The organism is Parcubacteria group bacterium (assembly GCA_041659505.1).
Classification (GTDB): domain Bacteria; phylum Patescibacteriota; class Minisyncoccia; order Moranbacterales; family UBA2206; genus UBA9630.
In genome coordinates this window covers 1-12,966 of record JBAZYF010000002.1, presented here as the reverse complement: position 1 = coordinate 12,966, position 12,966 = coordinate 1, and the positions used below count along the sequence as shown (strand labels likewise).

The following is a 12,966-nucleotide window of genomic DNA, read 5'->3' as shown; positions in this document are numbered from 1 at the left end:
ATAATTATTCAATATCTTCTTCGTTTGTAATCTCTGTGCTTGGTTCTGTCAAATCCGATTCGGTTGTTTTTTTAGCCTTGAAGATTCTAACGTAGTTTTTGTAACGCCCGTCAATTTCAAGATTATAAATTGGCTTTCCATCTTCTTCATAGGTTGGACCGATAAATTTTGGACGCAGCTGACTTTGCAAGGTTGAATAGAAATAATCAATTGGGTATTGTTCGGTCCTAATTTTTATCTTATGGATGCATTTTCCAATGTAGAATTCGCAAAAACCATAAGAATCTGCCCAAACTGTCGTATCCTTGGCATTGGGCAGTTTATTCATCTCTTGGGCTAATTCATAGCCACCATAGCCCCAGCCGCTAGTGATTATGTATTTTTTAGGGAGAAAGTCGTTGCTATAGCTAAAATAATAAGGCTTAATGAGCCAGATACTTATTAGGCTAGAAACGAGAACAATCAAATAAATTCCGAGATTGGATATGCTGCGAAACATTTTCCAGCCAGCAAAAATGTAAACTCCCCTTGCGCCGATGACCGAAGCAATAACTACAAGTAGAGAAAAAATAATGCGATGAAAATTATAGAAAACGCGTAGATTTGCTTCACTGATAATTTTAGACTGTTCAAAGAAAGAAGCGATAAACAAAAGAGAAATGATCGCGATAATGATAGAGAAAAATGTTAAAAATTTACGAGAATCTCTCTGCGCTCCTTTTTCACCAAAAAAATTTACTAAAGCAATGGCGGAAAGTAGTGCGGAAATTGGGTAGAGAATGATGCTATAGCGAATCGTCAATACTAGCCCTTGTTCAATCACTGCCAGATAAAAAATAAAAATAAAAGCAGAAAAAATAAAAGTCAGGTATGCATATTTGATTTTTTCAAAAATATTTTTTGACCACAGATAGAGCAAGGAAAAAAGGATAAGTGGCAGGGAAGCAAAAGCCAGTGGCACAGTCTCCATGATAAATTTATATAGCAGAGGCAAATTGCTAAATTCGGGTTTGCGCTTCGTGTCAAAAGCAATATCAGACAGATCGATCAGTCGGTGACGGAGCATCCAATTGACCAGCACGAAACAAATGCTCGCAAGCAAAATGCCAGCAATCAACTTGGGCGCAATTTTTTTGACGCTCTGCATTTTTTCCAATACGTAGTGAAAGGCTCGATTGTGGTTGAAGTAGGCATCTCCCGCCAAAAGAGCAGTCACAAACATTGAAAACCAAAAGATCGGCGCCATGCCGGGAAAGCCGATCGTTCCCTCATAAAAATATTTTGGTTCGACAAAAACCGCTGGCATCATGATGGCAAAAATCAAAAAACCACCTGCAATGATTCCCAGATAGGCCAGGCAGTTTTTCAAGACTAACTTTTTTAAAATCGCTCGCTTATCCTCCCAGCCGGAAAATTCGAATAGATAGAAGGTCAATAGCATAAAAAGAAAAAAAGGAACTAGAATGATGCTGACATATTTACTTGCCATCGAAAGACCAAAAAAAACCAACGTGAGCCAAAAATATTTTTTTTCAAAATACTTGAGCCAAGCGACATAAGCGAGCATCGCAGAAAAAGCAAAAACCCAAAAAAGCGAATCGGGGTTGACAATTTGGGAGATGCCGATAATCACTGGTGAAAGATATGTCAGTGTCACGGCAAGCAGCGCCAGCCATTCATCTTGGGTAATCTTTTTGATGATCCAAAAAAAATAAATCGCAAAAAAACCAGTCAAAAGCAAGATGGGCAAGCGGAAAAGAAGGTTAATCCTTTCTGTCTTTTGCGGATCAAAAATCTTGACCGTCTTATCCGTGAAAACCACCTGATCATCAACCACATGATTGTCTACTAGTAATGCCAATCCCGATGTATAGGCCAAAGTGATTCCCGGCTTGTCATTGATCCGCGTGTCCTTCCAATCTCCTGTTGCAATCGCATTCCAATACTGATGAATCCGATCATTGTCCGCATTGTACAGCCAATAATGCTCGTCAAAAGAAACAAATTTTGTCAGGTGCGTAAGGCCGAAAAAAAAATAAACGACCAGAGTGCAAAAAAGCAGAATTTTTGGATAATGTTTTTTTTGGATCTGCATAGTTTGATTAAATGTGACTTATACTATTAAGCTCGAAAACTTATAATTGGACATTAATCTTCATTTCTTGTGTATTGCGTAAAATAGTCAATTCAAGCTGCTCACCTTTCTTGTGTCGATACAAAAGGTCGGGCAAGGTATTGTTAGCGTCGATCTTTTCTCCAGCCACAGCTGTAATTATGTCGCCAATTTTAAGTCCGGCATTGGCCGCGGGAGAATTCGCGATAATAGCTAAGCCTTGTTGCCCGGAAGCGGAATAAATCAGCGCGCCGGTTTCGCTCGGTAAATTATTAATCGAAGCGTAGATCTTCGTGAGTGGCAGATATGATAGACCGAGGACGGGCGTCGTCGCTATTTCTTTTTTAATTTCCTTGTCGATCACTAACCTCACTTTGTTGGCGGGGATCTGGAAAAAATTCGCCCGATTGTCTCGGCTGACTGCTCCAGTAATCCCGATTATCTGTCCGGAATAATCCACAATTGGCCCTCCGATAAAGTGCTCTTGCGTATTTAGATCAGCACTAAACACACCCTCCATTTTTTCCGAAGAAGCGACGCTTTTTTCTGATAAATTATAATAGGCCTGGAAGCTACTCAGAACTCCTGCCGCAAAAGACGGCGCATAGACAGGAGAATCATTGCCCACTGCGATAATCTTTTCTCCTGGCTGCGCGTCATCTGAATTAGCAAAGGAAGCAGCAGAAAGATTACTAGCATTGATCTTCAAAAAAACCAAATTGCTATAGACATCAATATCTAGCAATGTTGCCTCGTAGATATTATTATTGTCAGTAGTCACTTTATAACTGGCATTTTCAGCAATAATGGCGCTAGCATAAGTCATAATCAGCCCATCACTAGTAACGATCAAGCCGGTGCCATTTTTCAAAAGCGGATTTTTTTTCTCCCCTGCTACATAGGAAGTGACATTTACAACCGATGATAAAGCTTGCCCTACTACTTTGCTGATCGAAGTATCCTCTTTGACATAGACCTGCTCAGTTTTATTAATGACCGTCACATCAGCAGCAGTTTTTTTTAAAAAGTCATATTTAGCAAAAAGCTTTGTGGTTGCCAAGTGAGGAAAAATATAGCGATTAGCAACAATACTGCTCAACCCCGCGACCAACACAACAAACAGGATAATAAAAACTTTTTTAGTTTTTTGCATAAAAAAATATTTTGAATAAATTACGTTTAGGACTTTAGATAACTGGGATCCACTTTGAGGTCAAAAGGACGATTACGACCAGGAAAGAAAAAAAGAGTACGCTGATCATTGTCCTTTTTTGGCTTAAAATGTTCAAAAAATAGCTTTGTACGATACTCCAAAGCATGTAATAAAGTATAAGCGCAATTACCCCTGTGGTCAAATATCCAAACGGCCAAAAATTTATCGCCCAAGCGATTTCCATCATAGAAAGTCCCATGATAAAACTATACATCAGCACGGTTTTTTTGTCATTATTTTTGATGATAGAAAAATATTGGTAGCTAGTAAGCAGTGTTATCATAAAATAACAGAGCATTAGGAGATGGAGCGGAACGAGAAAATTAAGATAAAGTCCATAGGCGCCGGCATAAGCGAAAAAGACCGTCGCTGATGTGGCGGCCATATTCATGCCTTGCGCAGTTTGATCTTTTTCATATTCTCCCAGACGATAGGCGCCAAAGAGTGCCAAATAATACATCGTCGAAGCGAGGAAGATAAAAATCTGTTGCTCATAACTAAGAGTGATGAGATATAGTAAGGAAGTTGAAGAGAGAGTGAAAAAAATCGGCAAAACAGAAAACTTCCATTTCTTACCAATCACTTTCCCCTCCCACAAAGAAAATAAAAACATTACTGCCATGGTGATCAAGACTAGATCTGTGTTCAAATGGATGTAAACAACAAACTCCAATCCAAGGAGAAAAATTAGGCTCGATAATAATGGGCGTAGTTTCAGAAACATGATCTTTGGTTATGCAAAAAACTTACTTTTGGCAAGTGCATATGCCCTTAGTTTAGGCTATTTCAAAAGTAAGTTTGTTATTTTTAGCGTCAATTCTAATGCGGCTTCCTCCTTCTATCTGACTTTCAATCAGCATTTTTGCCAATTCGTTCATTATCTCAGTCTGAATGAGACGCTTCAAAGGTCTTGCGCCATAAGTATTGTCAAAACCTTTCTTGCTCAAATAATCCTTAGCAGCTTGAGTCAGTCTGATTTTGATCTGTTTTTCTTTCAATCTTTTTTCAATTATTGCCAGTTGCAAATCGACAATTTGACGGAGCATCTGACGACTGATCGGATGAAAAATAATCACCTCATCTAATCGATTGAGGAATTCCGGTTTGAAATTTTCTTTAAGTGCCATAAGAACACGTTGATTCATTTCTGTTTCACTGGCAGCTTCATCTATCCGTTCCTCCTGAAACCCGAGATTTTTTTTGTAAATAATATCCGAACCGATATTGGAAGTCATAATAATGACTGTATTTTTGAAATTGACCCGCCTGCCTTTGGCATCCGTCAAATGACCCTCGTCAAGAATCTGGAGCATAATATTAAACACCTGCGGATTGGCTTTTTCAATCTCATCAAACAAAATGACTGAGTAAGGTTTCCGCCGAACAATTTCTGTCAGTTGTCCGCCTTCTTCATAACCAACATAGCCCGGCGGAGAACCGATCAATTTCGAGGCGCTGTGGGCTTCCATATATTCTCCCATATCCACCCGCACCATGGCTTTTTCATCATTAAACAGAAACTCGGCCAAGGCCTTGGCGAGCTCAGTCTTCCCCACCCCGGTCGGACCTAGAAAAATAAACGATCCGATTGGGCGTTTGCTTTCAGCAATGCCAGAGCGCGAACGACGGATAGCATTGGCCACGGCCAATATTGCATCTTTTTGTCCAACCACTCTTCTTTCTAGCTCTTTTTCCATCTCAAGCAGTTTGCGAGCCTCATTTTCGATCAGCTTAGGAGTTGGGATGCCTGTCCAGCGCGAAACCACTTTGGCGATATCTTCCTGGGTAACTTCTTCCTTGAGAATTGCTCCTTTGCTCTGCAAATCATCCAGTTTGTTTTTTTCCACCACGACCTTTTTTTCTAATTCAGGAATTTTCCCATAACGGATCTCTGCTACTCTATCCAATTCCATTTTTCTCTCAGCAATTTCCGCGGCAGATTTTAATTTGTCAATTTCCGCAGAATGTTTCCGGATATTGGTGATCATTTCTTTTTCCGCTTTCCATTGCAAAAGAATCTTGCCTTCTTGTTCTCTGATTTCGGCCAGCTTGCGATTTAGTTCGCGGATTTTCTTTTTTGCATCCCCTCCCTTTTCTCTCTCTAAAGCTTTTTTCTCAATTTCCATCCGGCGCAAGAGCCGTTCAGTCGAATCAATCTCGGCCGGCATTGAATCGATTTCCATCCGCAAAGCACTTGTCGCTTCATCGATCAGATCAACGGCTTTGTCTGGAAGATATCGGTCAGTGATATAGCGATCAGAAAGTTTTACTGCTTCTTGGATGGCGGCATCGGTAATTTTGACGCCGTGATGGACCTCGTATTTCTCCTTGAGACCGCGCAGAATCGCAATCGAATCTTCGATGGAAGGTTCACCGACTTGGATTGGTTGGAAGCGCCTTTCAAATGCGGCATCTTTCTCAATATACTTTTGATATTCCTTGGTCGTAGTTGCGCCGATCATCCGTAATTTTCCCCGCGCCAAGGCGGGCTTTAACATATTTGATGCGTCCATCGCCCCTTCAATCGCACCCGCACCGACCAAAGTATGTAACTCATCAATGAACAAAATATATTTTCCTGATTCGCGGTCAACTTCATTGATAAGCGCTTTTAGCCTCTCCTCAAATTCACCGCGAAATTTTGTTCCAGCAATAAGCATTCCTAGGTCGAGGGACATTAAAGATTTGTTTTTCAACGTTTCCGGCACATCGCCATCAGCAATTCGCTGCGCTAAACCTTCAGCAATTGCAGTCTTTCCCGTCCCCGCTTCTCCGATCAGTACGGGATTATTTTTCGTCCGCCGACTAAGCACTTGCATCACGCGCCGAATCTCATCATCCCGCCCGATCACCGGATCCAGCTTATTATCTTTAGCAAGTTGCGTGAGATCGATCGTATATTTTTTGAGTGCTTGCAACCGATTTTCCGGATCGGGCGAGTCGATTTTTTGCGAACCGCGCAATTCTTGGATAATTTTCAAGATGCTTTCATAGGCAATCCCTCGTGTGAGAAGAAAATCTCGAACCACACCCTTGGTCGCCAAGAAAGACAATAGGAGATGCTCCGTCGAAACATATTCATCACTATTTTTCCGCGCTTCGATTTCGGCATTATTCAGAACCAGCACCACCTCCGGTGCGATAAAGATCTGTTTGATGCCTTGGGGCGGATTATGCGGATACTTTTCAATCTCTTTGGTGGCATCGAATTTTATGCTATCTTCATCCAGCTCGAGCTTTTTAAGGATCACGGGGATGATCGAATCTTCTTGATCCAATAGAGAAAACAGCAGATGAAAAACATCCACCTGCTGTTGATTGTTGATTATCGCTAGCTCTTGCGCTTGTTGCAAAACAGCCTGCGCCTTAGTTGTAAAGCGATTAAGATCCATAGTTTATTGTTGTGTTCTTTCTTGCAGTGTCACCTTGACATCATTCGTATTTCCCTTGTGCCAGACTTTCAAGGTGATTTGGTCACCGACGTTAAATTTAGATAAGAGCTCGGTGAGGCTATTGTTCGCGTCAATTTTCTGCCCATTCACTTCCAAAATCACATCATTTTCCACAATACCCGCCTTGTCGGCTGGAGAACCAGGAATAACCGCAAAGTCAGTCATTGTCTGACCGCGTAGTACCATCACACCATAATCAAACGGCAGGTTGATTTGTTTTTGCAATGCGGCATCGATGGGAATATAGCGTACACCGAGATAGGGCGTGGAGATTTTCCCGGTTGTCTTCACTTGATCTGTAATTTTTTGGACTTGGGCAGCGGGCAAAGCAAAGCCGACACTTTGTGCTCCTTGTGCAATTGCCACATTGATCCCAATCACATTGCCTGTGATATCCAAAAGTGGTCCGCCAGAATTTCCCGGATTGATTGCCGCATCGGTTTGAATGATGCCTGTTAAATTTTCACTGCCACCCGATCCGCCTCCGGCGGTCAAATTCCTACCCAAACCGGAGATAATACCTTTGCTGACAGTGTTTGAAAACTGACCCAATGAATTACCAATCGCAATGGCAGTTTGACCGATCTTGAGATTGTTGGAGTCGCCAAAATTAAGTGTGGGATAATCATTGCCGTCAATCTTAATCACGGCAATGTCATTCACGGGATCGCGAGCTAAGACTTTTGCAGGATGCTCCGTACCATCATTCGTAACAACCGTGTAATCCGCCGTAGTGTCAGAAACCACATGCCTATTAGTCACAATCATACCATCGGCGGTGATAATAAACCCCGTACCAGCTCCGACCTGCTCTTTTTGCGTATTGCCGCCCGCACTATTTTGATCAGGGGTGCCTGGAGTGCCAAAAAATCCAAACGGGTCGAAAAAATTTTGGATTTTTGGTACATCTTTGCTGATGACAATACTGACTACGGCCGGAGTGCTTTTTTCCACTACGTCAATGACGGCCGAATCTTCCTCGACAATTTTTTCACGCGATAAGTTTGGATCGGCTTTCGTCAAATTATTTCCGGATTGAAAAAATTGAGGAAATCGTTGAGAAAATTGGGTGAAAATTCTTTGTCCGAAACCGCCCGCGACGAAACCGAAAAATGCTCCGAAAATTGAAGAAAGGACGATGGCGATCAACAGCACTGAAATAAAAAATATGGGGGAGTGCCGTCCGGGACGCTCTTTTTTTGTCGCCACTTCATTTCCCCCTCGTGACTCTTTGGGGATGTTTTCTGGATTATCCATATGAGTTTAAATTTGATCCGATGCCGATTTTGACACCGGAAAAATTTTAAATTATTTTATATTGATTTTATCTCACCTGTCCTTTTTTTGGTTTTGTAAAAAAAAGGACAGAGAAAATTTTTCACTATTCGAACTTACTCTTCCATTGAAATTGCGCTCACTGGACAGCTATCGACCACGCTTTGGCAATCACAATCTCCACAATCCTCAGAAATTACATGTGACTTCCCGTCTTCAACCTTAAAAACTGTTGGACACATCGCTTCGCATGTTCCACATCCGATGCAAAGCTCTTCGTTCACTTTTGCTTTTGGCATAATATTTTTTTTCCGAAAATTTATCCGGAGTTATAAAAATTAATTATTAACTATTTTCGCAACAAGTTTAGAACAGAACAGAAATGTCGCCGGGAGAATTTTTTTCTAGATTATCTTCAAAATCTTTCAGCTCTTTATTTTTAAATTCCACCTGGCCATCCGTTTTGTTCCAATAAACATTTCTCGAGATAATCTGGATATTAAACGTTTTCACATAGCGACTAAGCCAGTCCGAGAAGTTGTCCGTGCGCACAAAAATTTGTTTCAACTGGACTTTCTCCGTCCGATTTTCTATTTTCTTATCCTCCACTGCCACAATATGATAACCGAGTGAGCTTTCAATGATTCCACTTCGGTCGCCTTTCTTAAGTTCAAACACGACTTGCGCGATTTCTGGCAACATCTCCGACTGAGTGAACCAACCTAGCTCGCCGCCACTTTTTGCACTTTCTCCTTCGGAATATTTTTCTACCACATCAGTAAATTTTTTCTTTTCATTCAATTCTCGCAATACTAGGTCAATCTTGTCCTTGGCCGCCGCCATTGAAGAATCGCTCTTTTTGATATTGTCAAACAACTTTTCCTTATACATATCCGGCTTTACGATATTTTCCTCAAAATCACTCAAATTCCAGCCGTATAATTTCTTGAGATTTTCTTTCAGATAATCCTCACTGCCATATTCTTGCATCTTACGGGAAACTGCTTGGGAGATATCTTCTTGCTTGATTATTATTCCTCTTTTTTTAGCTTCATTTTCGATCAGTTGATTCTCAATTAATTTATTGAGGATATTTTTTTCTTTGATCTTGAGCCTTTTTTTTCCGTCTTCAGTAGCAAAATCGACGCGCATACCCATATCGGAAAAATCTTGATTTTCATAAAACATCCGGGCAGAATTGAGCTGGCTCTTGAGTTTGTCTTCGGTTATGATATTTTTTCCCCAAAATGCGACCGGGTATGGGATATAAGCTGACGTTTTTTTGGTCAATTGATTGTCCACGCCGAAACCATAGATCAAAACGCCTATGACTATCAGATATACGACCAACAATATAAATAGTCCCAAAACAACTGTCTTCAGTTTAATTTTTTTCCCGCCAGTCTCTCTTTGCATAAAATCTAATACTTAAAAAAATAATTCCACCATTTTTGTGGGTTTAATTCCTTGATAAGAACCTCCTGACCGGTTGATGCTGGTTGCTCGTCGGTTTTTTTTGCCACAAGTCCCTGGTCGATGATGACCACATTTTCCTCAGGATCTTGCAGATTCAGCTTATCGCGAATTTCTTTTTCTTGGTAATCTCGCCCTTCCAGATAAGCAAGCTTTTCAGAAAGACGCATATTATCACCTTGGATCCGTTTGGCTTCCTCTTGCAATTTGCCGATTTCATCCTGTACCTGTCTTTTGCGGTAGGTTTCCCGGGAAATGGCCAAAAAAACAAAAACAATCGCCACACAGCCGAGAAAAATTATGATTCGGATCAGCCAAGAATTTCCCTTGTCACTTTCCTTGCGCATAAAATTAAGCGGTATTAGTTACCCATCATCGTCAGCGCTGGCGCAATCGTAAAAGCAACCATAGAAAGCACGGCTAAGATGGAAATCACCACCCAAATTCGATATATTTTCTTGTTTCTTTTCTTAAAACTCATAGTAAAATTATAACAAATTATTGACCCAAGCACAACATCGGATTATTTCTTCAAAACCGCCAAAAAAGCTTCGGACGGAATGGCGACTTTGCCGATGTTTTTCATCTTTTTCTTGCCTTTTTTCTGTTTTTCCAAAAGCTTTCTTTTGCGGGTGATGTCTCCGCCATAAAGCCCGCTGGTCACATCCTTGCGAAAAGCTTTGACAGTTTCGCGTGCCAGCACTTTGCCACCGATCGCCGCTTGGATCGCGATTTGGAAATTCTGCCGGGGAATGGAATCTTTTAATTTCTCCACGATCCTTTTTCCTTCGCTGTGCGCCCAAATTTTTGGCACGATCCGGGAAAAAGCTTCCACTTTTTCTTCGGCAATGATAATATCCAACTTAATCAGCTCATTAGCTCTGTAATCGGAAAGCGCATAAGTCATCGAAGCATAACCGGAAGTGGCACTTTTGAGATCATCATGCAGATTAGTAATCACATCAGTGAGCGGACAGTTAAATTTCAAAATCATCCGTTCGCTGTTAAGGTATTCCGTGTCAAGATATTCGGCGCGCGTATTTCGCATCATCTCCATAATCGCACCAAGATAGTTGGAAGGTGAAATTATTTCCAAACTGACGTAGGGTTCAAAAATGGCCTCAATTGTGGAGGGATCAGGCAGTTCGGATGGAGAATAGACCTTCAAACGCGCTTCCTGACTTTTGCCGGTCAGCTGGACTTCATAGACTACACCGGGCGTTGTGATGGTCGGACTCAATTCAAATTCCGCTTCCAAACGAGCTTGAATAATTTCCAGATGCAATAGTCCCAAAAAGCCACAACGAAAACCACGACCGAGCGCCAAGTTGCTTTCTGGTTCAAAAACAAAAGCGGCGTCGTTTAATTTTAATTTCGAAAGCGCGTCGCGCATCAGATTGTAATCATCGCCGGAAGTCGGGTAAAATGAAGCATAAACCATCGGACTAACTTCGCGATAACCCGGTAGTTTTTCAATTTGCTTTTCAAATTTGGAAAGTGTGACCGTATCACCAACTTTGCAGTATTCAACACTCTTGAATCCGGTTGCAATGTAACCAATTTCGCCGACTTTTAGTCTTTGGGTTTTTTGAAAATCCGGTTTGAAATAGCCCACTTCAATCACATCACTTTTTGCGCCTGTGGCCAACATCAAGATTTCTTCCTCAGCGGAAATTCCCCCGTCAATCACACGCACATAAGCCAGAACGCCTTTATAGATGTCATATTTTGAATCAAACACCAGCGCGCGCAGTGGTTTGGTTTCATCACCGCTCGGCGCCGGCACAACTTCCACAATTCGTTGCAAAAGTTTATCCACGCCCTCGCCGGTTTTCCCCGACACTTCCAAAATGTCCTCTTCTTTGCAACCGATAATATGCATAATCTCCGCTTTGGTTTTTTCCACATCGGCGTTCGGGAGATCAATTTTGTTGGCCACTGGAATAATTTCCAAATTATGATCAATCGCTTGGTAAAGATTGGCCAGTGTCTGCGCTTGCACGCCCTTAGTCGCATCAACCAAAAGTACCGCCCCTTCTACGGCGGCAAGTGAGCGTGAAACCTCATAACCAAAATCGACGTGTCCAGGAGTATCTATCAGATTCAAAATATATTCTTCTTGTCCCCTCTCCTTACTAAGGAGAGGGTTAGGGTGAGGTGAATTTTGATTAGGTTGATATTTGTAGTTCATTCTGACCGGTTGCATCTTGATCGTAATCCCCCGCTCACGCTCTAAATCCATCTGATCGAGCAACTGCTCTTTCATCTTGCGCGCCTCAACCGTTTTGGTGATTTCCAGCATCCGGTCAGCCAGAGTAGACTTTCCGTGATCAATGTGGGCAATTATGCAGAAATTTCGAATGTTTTTCATAAAGTTAGTCTATTCCAATGGACTCTTAATTTTTCTTAACGCTGGATTGGTTACTTTAGTATAAATCTGGGTCGTTCTAATATTAGCATGCCCCAACAGTTCTTGCACGTACCGCACATCCACGCCATTTTCCAAAAGATGCGTGGCAAAACTATGCCGGAGTGAATGAAAAGTGGCCTCTTTCTTGATTCCCGCTTTTTCAAGTGCAGTTTCAAAAACCTTCTGCGCGGTTCTTTCGGTCAATTTGCCACCTCGATTACTCTCAAAAACATAACTATTCGCATTTGATAGTACTGCAAGCTCTTTTAGCTGGGAAAATAGTTTTTCGGAAAATAGGCTTATTCTGTCTTTATTTCCCTTTGCGCCTTTGATGTGAATAGTAAGTTCATCCAAATCCAGATCCTTAAATTTCAAATTTATCGCCTCGCTAACGCGCAGACCCGCGCCATAGGAGACAGAAATGAGTAATTTATGCTTGGGATTGCTTAGCGAGTCAATCATTTTTTCGATTTCTTTTCTGGAAAGAACAATTGGCAACTTGCTTGCCGTCTTGGCAAATTTGATATCCACGTCAACCCTACTTTTCATAACTTCCCGATAAAAATATTTGATTGCTTGCAGATGCAAGTTGATCGTTTGCGATGATTGTCCGCGATCTTGCTTTTCCAGTAAATATTTTTTAATCACGGCAAGTTCCGGTTCGCGCTTGATGATTTTCACGACCTTGAAATATTCATTGAGACAGCCTAAATAGCTCTCAATCGTCCGCGGACTATAATTGCGCAGGCGAAGTTCATCCTTGATTTTTCCCAACAATTCTTGAAGATTCATGCGAAATATGGTACACTTATCACATAAGTTAGCAACAACTGAATAGTACCATAACTTCGCATAACCTGCAAATTTCAGCAATTATTCAACAATAAGTTCGTATATAAACGAGTTGTGGCGAAATGTCACGCGCTCCGCTTGTTCCATTTCACCACAACGCTGAGCTATGCGAAGGGGCTATTCTTTTAAAGAAGGCCTGAGATTACTTACCGCGCCTGCCACATCGCACAACTCTCGC

General features: G+C 41.6%; 10 protein-coding genes. All 10 read right to left on the bottom strand.

Features of this window, described 5'->3' with window-relative positions:
- Positions 1–4: 4 nt before the first annotated feature.
- A complete protein-coding gene (locus tag WC848_03125; protein ID MFA5961647.1) occupies positions 5–2,095 on the bottom strand; it encodes a glycosyltransferase family 39 protein in 2,091 nt (696 codons plus the stop codon).
- Between the two features lie 40 nt (positions 2,096–2,135).
- Positions 2,136–3,266, bottom strand: a complete 1,131-nt coding sequence (locus WC848_03120; GenBank protein MFA5961646.1) for a S1C family serine protease — start codon at positions 3,264–3,266, stop codon at positions 2,136–2,138.
- 34 nt (positions 3,267–3,300) lie between these two features.
- Positions 3,301–4,050 (bottom strand): hypothetical protein, encoded by a 750-nt coding sequence (locus WC848_03115; protein ID MFA5961645.1) that lies wholly within the window; start codon positions 4,048–4,050, stop codon positions 3,301–3,303.
- A gap of 52 nt (positions 4,051–4,102) precedes the next feature.
- On the bottom strand, positions 4,103–6,718 hold the full coding sequence (locus WC848_03110) for an AAA family ATPase (protein MFA5961644.1): 2,616 nt from the start codon (positions 6,716–6,718) through the stop codon (positions 4,103–4,105).
- Positions 6,719–6,721: 3 nt separating this feature from the next.
- Positions 6,722–8,035 carry a trypsin-like peptidase domain-containing protein gene (locus tag WC848_03105; protein MFA5961643.1) on the bottom strand — a complete coding sequence of 438 codons (1,314 nt, stop codon included), beginning with the start codon at positions 8,033–8,035 and terminating at the stop codon, positions 6,722–6,724.
- Between the two features lie 134 nt (positions 8,036–8,169).
- Positions 8,170–8,352: a ferredoxin gene (locus WC848_03100; protein ID MFA5961642.1), complete on the bottom strand. Its 183-nt coding sequence runs from the start codon at positions 8,350–8,352 to the stop codon at positions 8,170–8,172.
- Between the two features lie 67 nt (positions 8,353–8,419).
- Complete coding sequence (locus tag WC848_03095; GenBank protein ID MFA5961641.1) at positions 8,420–9,469, bottom strand: peptidylprolyl isomerase; 1,050 nt, start codon at positions 9,467–9,469, stop codon at positions 8,420–8,422.
- Positions 9,470–9,474: 5 nt separating this feature from the next.
- Complete coding sequence (locus WC848_03090) at positions 9,475–9,873, bottom strand: septum formation initiator family protein (protein ID MFA5961640.1); 399 nt, start codon at positions 9,871–9,873, stop codon at positions 9,475–9,477.
- Positions 9,874–10,049: 176 nt separating this feature from the next.
- A complete protein-coding gene (gene lepA, locus WC848_03085) occupies positions 10,050–11,897 on the bottom strand; it encodes a translation elongation factor 4 (GenBank protein MFA5961639.1) in 1,848 nt (615 codons plus the stop codon).
- Positions 11,898–11,906: 9 nt separating this feature from the next.
- Positions 11,907–12,728: a site-specific tyrosine recombinase/integron integrase gene (xerA, locus tag WC848_03080; protein MFA5961638.1), complete on the bottom strand. Its 822-nt coding sequence runs from the start codon at positions 12,726–12,728 to the stop codon at positions 11,907–11,909.
- Positions 12,729–12,966: the final 238 nt, after the last annotated feature.